At 50.1% G+C, this 13462-nt stretch carries 11 protein-coding genes; all 11 read left to right on the top strand.

From position 1 onward, the window contains the following. The first annotated feature begins 436 nt into the window (after positions 1 to 436). Entirely contained in the window at positions 437 to 1078 is a 642-nt protein-coding gene (locus ACUUHJ_RS19925) for a serine/threonine protein kinase (RefSeq protein WP_396471140.1), read from the top strand. A 77-nt stretch (positions 1079 to 1155) separates the two neighbouring features. After that, complete coding sequence (lspA, locus tag ACUUHJ_RS19920; RefSeq protein WP_015892042.1) at positions 1156 to 1605, top strand: signal peptidase II; 450 nt, start codon at positions 1156 to 1158, stop codon at positions 1603 to 1605. Between the two features lie 45 nt (positions 1606 to 1650). Beyond that, positions 1651 to 2580 carry an RluA family pseudouridine synthase gene (locus ACUUHJ_RS19915; protein ID WP_172140208.1) on the top strand — a complete coding sequence of 310 codons (930 nt, stop codon included), beginning with the start codon at positions 1651 to 1653 and terminating at the stop codon, positions 2578 to 2580. Between the two features lie 18 nt (positions 2581 to 2598). Further along, the gene (locus ACUUHJ_RS19910; protein ID WP_472299707.1) at positions 2599 to 3000 is read left to right on the top strand and encodes a VOC family protein; all 402 of its coding nucleotides are present in this window, start codon (positions 2599 to 2601) and stop codon (positions 2998 to 3000) included. Positions 3001 to 3099: 99 nt separating this feature from the next. Further along, positions 3100 to 4461: a hypothetical protein gene (locus ACUUHJ_RS19905; protein WP_472299706.1), complete on the top strand. Its 1362-nt coding sequence runs from the start codon at positions 3100 to 3102 to the stop codon at positions 4459 to 4461. Between the two features lie 224 nt (positions 4462 to 4685). Further along, positions 4686 to 5225: a bifunctional pyr operon transcriptional regulator/uracil phosphoribosyltransferase PyrR gene (gene pyrR / locus ACUUHJ_RS19900; protein ID WP_007728461.1), complete on the top strand. Its 540-nt coding sequence runs from the start codon at positions 4686 to 4688 to the stop codon at positions 5223 to 5225. A gap of 158 nt (positions 5226 to 5383) precedes the next feature. After that, complete coding sequence (locus ACUUHJ_RS19895; protein WP_289673599.1) at positions 5384 to 6733, top strand: solute carrier family 23 protein; 1350 nt, start codon at positions 5384 to 5386, stop codon at positions 6731 to 6733. 177 nt (positions 6734 to 6910) lie between these two features. Next, positions 6911 to 7852 carry an aspartate carbamoyltransferase catalytic subunit gene (locus ACUUHJ_RS19890; protein WP_048033695.1) on the top strand — a complete coding sequence of 314 codons (942 nt, stop codon included), beginning with the start codon at positions 6911 to 6913 and terminating at the stop codon, positions 7850 to 7852. Beyond that, on the top strand, positions 7819 to 9099 hold the full coding sequence (locus ACUUHJ_RS19885) for a dihydroorotase (protein ID WP_289673598.1): 1281 nt from the start codon (positions 7819 to 7821) through the stop codon (positions 9097 to 9099). The genes ACUUHJ_RS19890 and ACUUHJ_RS19885 overlap by 34 nt, the downstream gene beginning before the upstream one ends. 55 nt (positions 9100 to 9154) lie before the next feature. Then, on the top strand, positions 9155 to 10252 hold the full coding sequence (locus ACUUHJ_RS19880; protein ID WP_106783141.1) for a carbamoyl phosphate synthase small subunit: 1098 nt from the start codon (positions 9155 to 9157) through the stop codon (positions 10250 to 10252). Beyond that, positions 10236 to 13448 (top strand): carbamoyl-phosphate synthase large subunit, encoded by a 3213-nt coding sequence (gene carB, locus ACUUHJ_RS19875; protein WP_472299705.1) that lies wholly within the window; start codon positions 10236 to 10238, stop codon positions 13446 to 13448. Before ACUUHJ_RS19880 ends, carB begins: the two co-directional genes overlap by 17 nt. The last annotated feature ends 14 nt before the right edge of the window (positions 13449 to 13462 follow it).

The raw sequence follows: 13462 nt of genomic DNA, 5'->3' as shown, positions 1-13462 counted from the left end.
AGAGAAAACAGGAGAAAAAAGCGAAGATCTTAGGGACACCGACCGAGGCGCAATGCAAAAGGCGAAACACGCCTTTAAGCGTCCACCTCTGAAATACATCCTGCAGAGACCACTTTGGACGCGGTTTCGCTTTTTGTATGGAGCCGTGCAGTCAATCCCACAGGGGGTGGCCCTAGAATCCGAGCGTTTTCTCCTGTTTCCTCCCCACCACAACAGCAACGTACAAGAGCCCCATTTACCAAATCAAAAAAATGAGGTATTCTTGTCCATATGCAATCCTTTCATTGGAATCGGACAGGACTTCCTGGCCCCAACCAGTGCAAAGGATTTTTTGCCCCTTATAGGAAATGTCTGAATGATCGTAGTAGATGAACCTTCATTAATTTTGTTTTAACGTAGTTCGAAGTCGGTAACTGATGAGAGATGATGAGAAACGATGCGGATCGATCAGCATATATTACAAGCTTTTTTACAGGAAGTTCAAGTGGAAAGTCTGTCGCCAGATGATCCAGTCGTTGTACACCACACGCCATACCCGTGGGAACTGGTCGGTACCGGCAATTATGCTGCCGTATTTGCCCACCCGGACTATCCGAAGGTAGTGATCAAGCTGTACGCACCTGGACGACCAGGAGCCGAACAGGAAATCGAAGTCTATCGCAAGCTAGGGGAGACTCGTTCCTTCCCCATCTGTTATGATTATGGGGAAGGATACTTGGTCATTTCGCGGATGAACGGTATCCCCTTGTTTGACTGTGCCCGCTTTGGTATTCCGATTCCTCCGCAGGTGATTGAAGACGTGGAGGAAGCGTTAGAAGAGGCCCGCAGGAAGGGTTTGTTTCCGCATGATGTCCATGGGAAAAATGTATTAATGGATCAGGGACGAGGTTATCTGATTGACGTATCGGATTACTATGTCAATGATACAGACACCAAATGGCGTGATTTACGCAAGGCGTATTACAAGGTGTATCTGCCATTTATCAAGGATCGAGGATGGAAAATTCCATTGTGGATGCTGGAAGTCGTACGCAAAGGCTATCGCCTGTACAAAAAAGGAAAGCGCTTGTTCACGTAGGCGGTCTCTGGTAAAATGATCATTTGACATTGTGTTTGTACAGTTGCTGGTCGAAGCAGAATAAGGAGGACATTCCATTGTGGTACTATCTCATTGCGGCAGTAATTATTGCGCTTGATCAGTTTACAAAGTATTTAATCGTGAAGTATATGGAATTGGGAGAATCCATTCCTTTGATCGCGGACGTCTTTCATCTAACTTCCCATCGAAACATGGGAGCGGCGTTTGGTATCCTGCAAAATCGACGCTGGTTTTTTATCGCCATTACCGCTGTTGTTGTGATTGGGATTGTCATTTCCTTGATTCGCTTGGGAAAAAAACAACCTCGTGCATCGTTGGCGCTGTCATTTGTCTTGGGTGGAGCCGTTGGGAATTTCATTGATCGCGCGATGTCCGGTCAAGTCGTAGATTTTCTCGATTTTACGTTGATTCACTTCCCGATCTTTAATGTGGCGGATATGGCCATCACAATTGGTGTGGGGATTTTGCTTCTCGATGTTTTTCTGGATGGGAAGAAAAACAGATAATCATGAGAATAATAGTGGGAAAGCTCGGATAGGTGGAGAACATACATGAATGACACGCAATTGTTTGAACGTTACGATTGGACGGTAGACCCAACGGATGCGAATGAGCGCATCGACAAATTCATCACGCTGCAAAATGAAGATTGGTCCCGTTCACAGGTACAGGCTTGGGTGAAGGAAGGTCGCGTTACTGTAAATGGTGAACCGATCAAAAACAACTACAAGCTACAGGCAGAGGACGAAGTGACCCTCCGTGTTCCGCCGCCAAAGGAAATGGCGATCCAGCCAGAAGAGATGTCGCTTGATATTGTATACGAGGATAGTGATGTCGTGGTCGTGAATAAACCACGTGGTCTCGTCGTGCATCCTGCTCCTGGACATTACAGTGGGACACTCGTCAATGGGCTTTTGGCACATTGCAAGGATTTGTCCGGAATCAATGGCGTTTTGCGTCCGGGAATTGTCCATCGCATTGACAAGGATACGTCCGGCCTGTTGATGGTAGCCAAAAACGACAAGGCACACATGGGGTTGGCTGAACAGTTGAAAGCACATACGGTCAATCGGAAGTATGTCGCGCTTGTTCATGGGGTCATCCCGCATGAAATGGGAACGATTGAAGCACCGATCGGACGCGATCCGAAAAATCGTCAGCAAATGGCGGTCGTTTTTGAAAACAGCAAGCCGGCAGTTACGCATTTTATCGTGCTGGAGCGCTTCAAAGAGTACACATTGGTGGAATTGAAACTCGAAACAGGGCGTACCCATCAAATTCGCGTACACATGAAGTACATTGACTATCCACTGGCGGGCGACCCGAAATACGGTCCGAAAAATACATTGGAGCTCGATGGACAAGCTTTGCATGCGAAAACGCTGGGCTTCATCCATCCCCGTACAGGAGAGCAGCTCGAGTTCGAAGCACCAATGCCGAAGGAAATGCTTGACGTCATCGAAGTTCTCAGACAAGCGTAGAGAACAGGAGGTAGAGCCGTGCTAAAAAGATTAGCGCATGTGACACTGTACGTTCACGACTGTGAAGATGCATTGCGGTTTTACACGGAAAAACTCGGTTTCGAAAAACGCATGGATTCTCGGATGGATGATGGTTCTCGTTGGCTCACCGTCGGTCTTCCAGGGCAGGAGCTAGAGATTGTATTGCATGACCCTACCCATTGGCATCGGGAAGACGTTGCGCAGGAAATGCTTCGTCAGGTCGGCAAAAATCCAATGTGGGTTTGGCATACGGATGATTTTTGGTCCACATACGAAACACTGGGTCAACGCGGCGTGGAGTTTGTGAGTGAACCAAACGAAGTAATGTATGGCATAGAGGTTATTTTCAAGGATCTGTATGGCAATCGTTTCTTGTTGTTGCAGCAAGTCTTCCTATGACACTTACATAATGGCAGTTGGATTGGAAAACGCTAGTAGAGAGCTTATTACTTTCTTCTGGCGTTTTTTTCATCATTCAATAGAGAGTGTAAGGAGTGAATGCCTGTGATCGGAAAATGGGGGAAGCTGTTCGGTCTTTTTGTCCTTTTGGTTGTACTTGTCACAGCAAACGGTGAAGCAAAGGTGGCAGCCCAAAGCCAAGGGCCAGAGCGCGTGAACAAGGAAATAAGCATTCCAGCAAAAATGGCATTTACGAGCAACCAGCATTTGTTTTTGGTAGATGGACGGGATGCGACGGGAAAGATCAAGCAAATCACCAAGGATGGCTATGCACAGATCGTGGGTTGGTCGCCAGATGGCAAGTGGCTCCTGTTCGTGAAATACAAAGGCAACGACAATTACTCGACACCAGGCTATGTATGGATCGTCAGAGCTGACGGCAGCAAAGCTGTGCAGGTAGACGAGCGAGCGGTTTTTGAAACACCAAAATGGTCTCCGAAAGCGAACAAGCTCGCGTACACCGTGAATGTCGGCAGTAATGAAGCCCCGAGACTATTGCTGATCGTAAAAGACGTTCAAGAGCATGGAGAATTAGCTTTGCAAAGTACAACGAAGGCTGACTTCGAAGATTTTGCCTGGATGCCGGATGGGGAAAACATGCTTGTCTCACTACCAGCCGAAAAAAATAAGCCGATGATGCTGGCCTTGCGCACACTTACAGGTAAACCGCTGGCTGCCTACCCGATTGCAGAACCGCCAAAAGTGGAGGAAGGCATCTACCCATGGGCAGCGACAGGCTTAAAAGTATCGCCGGATGGGAAGGCTGTGGCCTACTTTGTCAGGTATAACTCAGGCTCCTTGTCTGCTGATGGCGTACCGATTCAATGGTTTGATTTGACACAGCCTGCCAAAAAGCCAATAGACCTCGGAACAGGATTGGCTTATCCTGATTGGCTTGCCTGGACACCAAATGGCGAACAGCTCGCTTTTGTCGATGGTACTGACCGGACCGCCACGACTAACAAGCAGTTAAAGCTAGCGGATCGAGCAGGAAAGGTCAAAACAGTCAGCCCTGGTCCAGTGGTGGTAGACACTTATCCAGTATGGATTCCAAAAGCTCCGTACACGCTGCTTTTCACCAGAGGCTTGGCTACAGAGTATTCATATGACCCAAAGAAGGTCATGGTACCGGAACAAGGCATCTGGCGGCGATCCGCAAATGGAGCGGAGCAGCAGGTGACAAAAGGGGAAGCGAATACAGCGGACTACTATCCTGCCCCGTCTCCAGATGGAAAACAGCTTCTTTTCCTGCGGTTGGATCGAGCGGAGCATGGCTCCTTGTTTATCCAAGGAATTGGTGAGAATGCGGACAAACAAGTCGAGCTGATCAAAGACATGACAGGGGACATTGGGTATTATGCGAACTATTTGCCACCGTGGGTCAGCGTCTATTGGGAATAGTTAGACTTTTCCGGGCTGCATTGACACCCGTCCAGAATCGTGACATAATTCTACATGACGAATGGAACCTTTTAATCCAGTCCAGTGAGGCTGGCAAGGGCACGGAATGACAAACAGGCGGGACGCTTAAAAGTCCGGTCGGTTTGTCCGAGGGCTTCTTGTCTCCTGACAAGGAGCCTTTTTTCGTAAGGTCCACTGTTCCCGTCGAAAAGGGGGATATTGAGATGATCAACAAAAGCGTTATTATGGATGAAGCGGCGATCCGCCGTGCGCTCACGCGAATCGCACATGAAATTATTGAGCGAAATAAAGGCGTCGAGGATCTCATTATCGTGGGGATTAAGACCAGAGGGATCTACCTCGCGCAACGCCTTGTGGAAAGAATCGAAATGATTGAAAATGTGAAAGTCCCAGTCGGAGAGCTGGACATTACGTTCTATCGTGACGATTTGCAACACAAGTCCGAAGATGCCATTTTGCAAGGCTCCAAGCTCCCGGATCAAATCACAGGCAAGACGGTGATTCTGGTCGATGATGTTCTCTACACGGGAAGAACCGTGCGAGCCGCGTTGGATGCACTGATTGACAACGGTCGCCCACGGATGATTCAACTGGCTGTTCTGGTTGATCGTGGTCATCGCGAGTTGCCAATTCGCCCTGATTTCGTCGGAAAAAACCTCCCTACTGCCCGAACGGAAATTGTCGATGTACAATTGGCAGAAGTGGACGTTATGGACATTGTCTCCATCCGACAGTTACTGTAAAAAGAATAGGATTCCTCTTTAAAAACGATCCCGTGAGGTCGGCAAGAGGCAAGATACTTCCCATGATTATGGCGAAGCTAGCCTCTTTGTGCCCGGACAAAGAGGTTTTTTTATAAAAAGAAACTTTTTGAGTGAAACAAAACAGGGGGCATACAGGCATGAGCCAGAAAAATTACATCGATGTAGACGAAACACCACATATTTCGCGATTGCTGCCACTTAGTATTCAACACTTGTTCGCGATGTTCGGCTCGACTGTATTGGTGCCGATTTTAACGGGGCTGGATGTTGCAACGGCGCTCATGGCAAGTGGGATTGGAACCCTGTTGTTCCTGTGGATCACCAAAGGAAAGCTGCCGAACTACCTCGGTTCTTCCTTCGCTTTCATCGGTCCGATTATCGTCGTGAGTCAATCACATGGAGTAGGGACCGCACTCTTAGGCTGCTTCCTCTCCGGGATTGTGTACATCATCGTCGCCGGTATCGTGAAGAAGGCAGGAGTCAAATGGCTCGATCGGGTACTGCCACCAGTTGTCATCGCATCCGTCATCGTCGTGATCGGTCTAAGCCTGGCTGGCGTAGCAGTAGACATGGCAACGAAAGTCACTGTAGACGGTCAATCGCAAATGTCTCTGACTTCGATTGAAATCTCGCTTGTTACCGTGGTCATAACAGTACTTGCAGCGGTTATGCTGCGTGGTTTCCTTGGTCTTATCCCCATCTTGATCGGTATGGTTACAGGTTATGTATACACACTACTGCGTCACCCTGACCTGATTAACTTTCAAAAAGTAGTAGAAGCAGACTGGTTCATCACGCCACAAAAAATGTTTACGGAGCACTTCAAATTTACCGAAGTGATGAGTGTGATCGGTGATGGCTCTGCATGGATCGCAGCACTGGTCATCGCGCCAGTCGCTTTCGTCACGCTGGCAGAGCATTTGGGTCACTTGCTGGTAACGAGCAAGGTCATGGATCGCGATCTGATGAAAAATCCGGGTCTGCACCGCAGCTTGCTCGGAGACGGGGTGGCAACCTCACTGGCAGCTATCTTGGGAGGTCCGCCAGCAACGACATATGGAGAAAACATCGGTGTTCTTGCAATGACTAAAGTATACAGCCGAGTGGTCATCGGTCTGGCGGCTGTATTGGCAATCATGTTCGCCTTCGCTGGTAAGGTTAGCGCCATTTTAATGACGATTCCAACGCCGGTACTTGGCGGTGTCTCGATCATCCTGTTCGGTATCATCGCGGCACAAGGCTTGCGGATGTACGTCGAGCACAAAGTGAATTTTGCAGACAAGCGCAACATGATTCTCGCAGCCGTCATCCTCGTCACGGGAATCGGCGGATACAAAATCAGTTTTGCAAGTACAGGTATCGCTTTCCTGAGCGACCTGACCATCGATAATATCGCACTCTCTACCTTCCTGGGAATTATTCTGCACCTGATCCTTCCAGGAAAAGCGTCCGCGATGGGAGAAGCGCATCTTGAAGAACAAAAATAAATAGCCTATACGTTCCCAATCCTTTAAATCCAGTCCAGAGAGGCTGGCAAGGCAAAGAACGCTGTTTCGGCTGCCCAAAAAGGCACTCAACCAGCTTCTTGTCTCGCTTGCCTCCAGATGCAAAGCGATGCCAAGAAGCTTTTTCTTTTGAAAAATAAAGAATCGGAGGGATTCATGATGAAAAATGTAGCGCACCTGATTGGCCTCAAAGACTTATCGAAAGAACAGATCATCCAGCTCCTCGAGCGAGCAGAGTATTGGGCTGCCAGACCAACTGAGCAAGCGGATATCCTGCGTGGACGGTTTGTCGCGAATCTGTTCTTCGAGGCCAGCACCAGAACCCGCTTTTCTTTTGAAGTAGCACAAAAGCGACTGGGCGCACATGTTTTGAACTTCATTCCGGAAACCTCCTCTACTGTAAAGGGCGAGACGGTCTATGACACAATCCGCACCTTGGAAGCAATGGGTGTGGAAGCAGCCGTGATCCGCACCAAGAAGGAAGGCCTGCTGCAAGAGCTGGCTGAAAGCGTAGACCTGAAGCTGATCAACGCGGGAGATGGAACGAATGAGCACCCGACCCAATGCCTGCTCGATCTTTTGACCATGAAAAGGCAGTTTGGCAAGCTCTCTGGTCTCACGGTTGCGATCATTGGAGACCTGCGCCACAGTCGCGTGCTCGGTTCTCACCTGCATGCGCTGCCGAAGCTCGGTGTGAATCTGCTGCTCTCAGGCCCTGCTACGATGATGCCGGCGCATATCCCGCAAGGTGTGAAAATAGTGGAAATGGAAGAAGCGGTTCAAACCGCAGATGTGGTCATGATGCTGCGCGTGCAGCTGGAGCGCCATGCGGAATCCCTCTATCTATCGAAGGAAGAGTATCACAAGGCACATGGGCTCACACTGGAAAGAGCCAAAATGATGAAGTCCGGCGCAGTTATCATGCATCCGGCACCCGTCAATCGCGGGGTTGAGATTCATACCGATTTGGTAGAATGCGAAACGTCCTTGATCCAAACTCAAGTGACCAACGGAGTCGCAGCAAGAATGGCAGTTCTAGAAACTCTTTTGAAAGGGAGCGAAATGACATGGGAATCATCCTTGGCAACGGCAACGTACTAAATCAGGCGGGGGAACTCACCCCGATGGAAATATTGGTGGAAAAGGGAAGAATCACAGCGATGGGGGAAACACTCGATCGCTGTGGGCATGAATGGATTGATTGCCACGGGGGTATGATTAGCGCGGGTCTCATCGATGTCCACGTACATCTGCGTGAACCAGGCTTTGAACATAAAGAAACGATCGAAACAGGGGCAAAAGCAGCGGTACAAGGCGGATTTACAACGGTAGCATGCATGCCTAACACACGACCATCCATCGATAGTGTTGAAACCGTGACTTACATTTTGGACAAAGCGAGCGAGGCAGGTATGGCGCGCGTCATCCCGTATGGTGCGATTACTGTTCGCCAATTAGGAAAAGAGCTGACGGATTTCGCTGGGTTAAAGGAAGCAGGGATCTTCGCGCTGACAGATGACGGTGTGGGTGTCCAATCAACAGCCATGATGAAAACGGCCATGCAAAAAGCAGCAGAGCTCGGGATCGCAATCGTCGCTCACTGTGAGGACGAAGACCTGTTGATCCCGGGAGCAGCTTTGCATGACGGGGTGGTTGCAGCTCGACACGGACTTCCAGGAATTCCTTCTGAATCAGAGTCCATCCACGTTGGCCGCGATATTTTGCTGGCAGAACAGACAGGTGTGCACTACCACGTATGTCACATCAGCGCAAAAGAGTCGGTGCGTCTGGTACGCGACGGAAAACGCGCTGGCGTGAATGTAACGTGTGAAGTCAGTCCACATCATCTCTTGCTGTGCGACGAGGATATCCCGGACAATCTGGATACCAATTGGAAAATGAACCCGCCCCTGCGCTCTCGTGAAGATCGCGCTGCACTGATTGCGGGATTAAAAGACGGCACCATTGATATGATCGCAACCGACCATGCACCACACACCCAAGAGGAAAAAGCCAACGGGATCAACCGCGCACCATTCGGAATCGTCGGACTGGAGACAGCATTCCCGCTGTTGTACACAAATCTCGTACAAACGGGAGAGCTGACCTTGAAGAAGCTGGTTGAGCTGTTGACCGTGAAGCCAGCAGAAGCATTCAAACTGCCATATGGACGTCTGGAAGTAGGCGCACCAGCAGACCTGACTGTGATGGATCTGGAAACGGAAAAAACAATTGACCCAAGCACATTCGCAAGTAAAGGAATCAACACACCATTTGCTGGTTGGGTATGCAAAGGCTGGCCGACGCTGACGCTGGTAGATGGAAAGATCGTATTTCAAAACGTGTAAAAACGACTGACAGACAAGACAAAAGTTTTTACACGACAATGGAGGAGGAGCATAAATGCGTGCAAGATTGATCTTGGAAGATGGAACAGAATTTATCGGGACGGCATTTGGAGCGACAAAGGAGTCTTACGGGGAAGTGGTTTTTAATACAGGGCTGACTGGCTATCAGGAGGTTTTGTCCGACCCATCCTACTGCGGACAGATCGTCACCATGACATACCCGCTAATCGGAAATTACGGGATCAATCGAGACGATTTTGAAGCTGTTCGTCCATACATTCACGGCTTCGTTGTTCGCGAGCATTGCGAGGCACCGAGTAACTGGCGCAATACGAACACACTCGATGAACTGCTGAAAACATACGAAATTCCGGGCATTGCTGGAATCGACACCCGGATGCTGACGAGAAAAATTCGTTACCACGGCACGATGAAGGGCATGATTACCACCAGTGAAGCCCCGTTGGCTGAATTGGTTGCTGCCCTGAACGGCACGACATTGATGACAGACCAAGTCTCACGCGTTTCTACGAAAAGCGTCTTCAGCTGCCCAGGTACAGGGCATCGGGTAGTACTGGTAGACTTCGGAGCCAAGCACGGAATTTTGCGCGAGCTGACCAAGCGTAACTGCGATGTAGTCGTTGTGCCTTACAACGTGACAGCAGAAGAGATTCGCCGCATTCAGCCGGATGGGATACTTTTGTCCAATGGCCCTGGGGACCCGAAGGACGTACCGCAAGCCGTAGAGATGATTCGCGAAATCTTGGGTGAATATCCTCTGTTCGGGATTTGCCTCGGTCACCAACTGTTCGCGCTGGCATCTGGCGCTGACACGACGAAAATGAAATTCGGACACCGTGGTGGCAACCATCCAGTAAAAGAACTGCCAACCGGCCGCACCTATATCACATCCCAGAATCACAGCTATGCAGTAAAAGAAGACTCGCTCGCAGGTACGGAGCTGGAAGTTACACATATCGCCCTGAATGATGGCACCATCGAAGGTGTACGTCATGCCGCGAAGAATGCATTCTCAGTACAGTACCATCCAGAAGCAGCTCCAGGACCGTATGATTCCGGCTACCTGTTCGACCAGTTTCTTGCGATGATGGAAACAGCTAAGGAGGAAAAAACTCATGCCAAAACAAGATAATCTGAAAAAAATCCTCGTAATCGGCTCTGGACCAATCGTCATCGGGCAGGCTGCAGAATTTGACTATGCAGGCACGCAAGCATGCGAAGCGTTAAAAGAAGAGGGCATGGAGGTAGTTCTGATCAACTCCAACCCGGCGACTATCATGACTGATACAAACATGGCGGATAAAGTATATATCGAGCCAATCACACCTGAATTCGTAGCGCGCGTCATTCGTCAAGAGAAGCCGGATGGACTGCTGCCAACACTTGGCGGTCAAACAGGCTTGAACATGGCTGTTGCCCTCTCGGAAGCAGGCGTTCTCGAACAAGAAAATGTAAAGCTGCTCGGAACCAAGCTGGAATCGATCAAGCAAGCAGAAGACCGGGACCTGTTCCGCTCCCTCATGAATGAACTGGGTGAGCCAGTACCTGAATCAGTCATCGTGAGCACGATAGAAGAAGCCGTCGATTTTGCAAACGAAATCGGTTATCCCATCATCGTTCGTCCTGCCTACACCTTGGGTGGTACAGGCGGCGGAATTTGTGATGATGAAGAAACCCTCCGCGAGATTGTCGCAAGCGGATTGAAATACTCCCCGATTACGCAATGCTTGATCGAGAAAAGCATTGCCGGCATGAAAGAAATCGAGTACGAAGTAATGCGCGATGCCAACGACAACTGCATCGTAGTCTGCAACATGGAAAACATTGACCCAGTCGGCGTGCATACAGGTGACTCCATCGTAGTGGCACCTAGCCAAACACTAGCGGACCGCGAGTATCAAATGCTGCGCACATCGGCACTAAACATCATCCGGGCGCTCGGTATCGAGGGTGGCTGCAACGTACAATACGCACTCGACCCGCACAGCTTCCAGTACTACGTGATCGAAGTGAACCCGCGTGTGAGCCGCTCTTCTGCACTGGCTTCCAAGGCAACAGGCTACCCAATCGCAAAGATGGCAGCCAAAATCGCAATCGGCTACACGTTGGACGAACTGAAAAACCCGGTGACAGGTCAAACATATGCGTGCTTCGAGCCAACACTGGACTACATCGTTAGCAAAATCCCACGTTGGCCGTTCGACAAGTTCCAATCCGCCAACCGCAAGCTCGGTACGCAAATGAAAGCGACTGGAGAAGTAATGGCAATCGGTCGGACTTTTGAAGAATCGATCATGAAAGCCATCCGTTCCTTGGAAATTGGCAGCTATCACATTGAGATCAAGGGAGCAGGCGAAATCAGCGAGGATGACCTGAAAGCACGTCTGGTGCACGCGGATGACGAACGTCTCTTCCTGCTGGCAGAAGCACTGCGCCGTGGCTGGACGATCGAACAACTGCACAGCCTGACCAAGATCGATCTGTTCTTCCTGCACAAGTTCCATAAAATGATTGCCTTTGAAACGGAACTGGCAAAAGGCTTGACGAGCGAGAAGCTATACGAAGCAAAACGCATGGGCTTCACGGACCGTATAATTGCCGAGCTGTGCGGTGAGACAGAAGAAGCGGTACACGCCATGCGCAAAGAAAAAGGCTTTGTACCTGTATATAAAATGGTAGATACTTGCGCGGCAGAATTCGAAGCGCAAACACCGTACTACTACTCCGCTTATGAAGTAGAAGACGAGCGCATCGAGACAGGCAAAAAACGCGTGGTGGTACTGGGCTCCGGACCAATCCGCATCGGTCAAGGAATCGAGTTTGACTACGCAACGGTACACGCCGTCTGGGCACTGAGAGAAGCGGGCTATGAGGCAGTGATCATCAACAACAACCCGGAGACCGTTTCTACAGACTTCAACACTTCTGATCGCCTGTACTTCGAGCCGCTGTACATCGAAGACGTCATGAACATTCTCGATGTGGAAAAACCAGAGGGTGTCATCGTACAATTCGGCGGACAAACCGCGATCAACCTGGCTGACAAGCTGACTGCACGCGGAATCAAAATCCTGGGTACGAGTCTGGAAAACATCGACGCAGCGGAAAACCGCGAGAAGTTCGAAGCACTGCTGCGCGAGCTGGAAATCGCCCAACCACCAGGCAAAACGGTTACGTCAGTTGATCAGGCGGTAGTGGCGGCAGAGGGTCTTGGCTTCCCAGTCCTGGTTCGCCCATCCTACGTGCTTGGCGGACGTGCGATGGAAATCGTCTACAATCAGTCCGAACTGTTGGAGTACATGGAAAAAGCGGTGAAGGTAAACCCTGATCATCCTGTACTGGTAGACCGTTACATGGTCGGAATAGAAGCGGAAGTCGATGCGATCTGCGACGGCGAAAATGTTCTGATCCCAGGCATCATGGAACATATCGAACGCGCAGGGGTGCACTCCGGTGACTCTATCGCTGTATATCCTCCGCAATCCTTGTCCCAAGCGATCAAGGATGAGCTGATCGACATGACGACGAAGCTGGCGCGTGCCCTGCAAATCAAAGGCTTGCTCAACATCCAGTTCGTCATCTATAAAGATCGCCCATACGTAATCGAGGTCAATCCGCGTTCGTCCCGTACAGTGCCATTCCTTTCCAAAGTAACGGGGATTCCAATGGCGAACATCGCGACGAAAGCGATCCTTGGTCACTCTATCATGGAACAAGGCTTTACACCGGGCTACCATCCAGAGGAGTCGATGGTTTCTGTCAAAGTACCAGTCTTCTCCTTCGCAAAGCTGCGTCGCGTTGATATTACGCTCGGCCCTGAAATGAAATCGACCGGAGAAGTCATGGGACGCGAGAGCACTCTTGCAAAAGCATTGTACAAAGGCTTGGTCGCAGCAGGCATGAATATCCCGACACAAGGCACCTTGCTCGTGACTGTTGCTGACAAAGACAAGGAAGAAGCGCTGGACATCGTGAAACGCTTCCGCCACCTCGGCTTCAAGCTGATGGCAACCGCAGGCACAGCCGATTATTTGGAGCAAGCGGGACTGCAAGTCACACGCGTAAGCAAATTGTCCGAAGGCACGCCAAATCTGTTGGATGTCATCCATACAGGCGAAGCGAACATCGTACTCAATACATTGACAAAAGGCAAAACGCCACAACGCGACGGCTTCCGCATTCGTCGGGAAGCGGTAGAGAACGGCGCCGTATGCTTGACTTCACTCGATACAGCTTCCGCTCTCCTGCACGTACTGGAGACGATCACATTCTCTACAGAAGCAATGCCAGCCCAGCGTGCTGGTGCCAAAGTAGCAGTAACTGTATAAAAGGGGGAGAGCAG

The sequence above is a fragment of the Brevibacillus schisleri genome (genome assembly GCF_055685845.1).
This window is presented reverse-complemented; position numbering and strand designations above follow the sequence as displayed.

Bases quoted from the DNA above. Each gene is read 5' to 3' on its own strand.
- ACUUHJ_RS19895 (WP_289673599.1), top strand. From the start codon at position 5,384: ATGAGCCAGAAAAATTACATCGATGTAGACGAAACACCACATATTTCG.
- pyrR (WP_007728461.1), top strand. From the start codon at position 4,686: ATGATCAACAAAAGCGTTATTATGGATGAAGCGGCGATCCGCCGTGCG.
- carB (WP_472299705.1), top strand. From the start codon at position 10,236: ATGCCAAAACAAGATAATCTGAAAAAAATCCTCGTAATCGGCTCTGGA.
- ACUUHJ_RS19885 (WP_289673598.1), top strand. From the start codon at position 7,819: ATGGGAATCATCCTTGGCAACGGCAACGTACTAAATCAGGCGGGGGAA.
- ACUUHJ_RS19905 (WP_472299706.1), top strand. From the start codon at position 3,100: ATGCCTGTGATCGGAAAATGGGGGAAGCTGTTCGGTCTTTTTGTCCTT.
- ACUUHJ_RS19880 (WP_106783141.1), top strand. From the start codon at position 9,155: ATGCGTGCAAGATTGATCTTGGAAGATGGAACAGAATTTATCGGGACG.
- ACUUHJ_RS19915 (WP_172140208.1), top strand. From the start codon at position 1,651: ATGAATGACACGCAATTGTTTGAACGTTACGATTGGACGGTAGACCCA.
- ACUUHJ_RS19925 (WP_396471140.1), top strand. From the start codon at position 437: ATGCGGATCGATCAGCATATATTACAAGCTTTTTTACAGGAAGTTCAA.
- ACUUHJ_RS19890 (WP_048033695.1), top strand. From the start codon at position 6,911: ATGAAAAATGTAGCGCACCTGATTGGCCTCAAAGACTTATCGAAAGAA.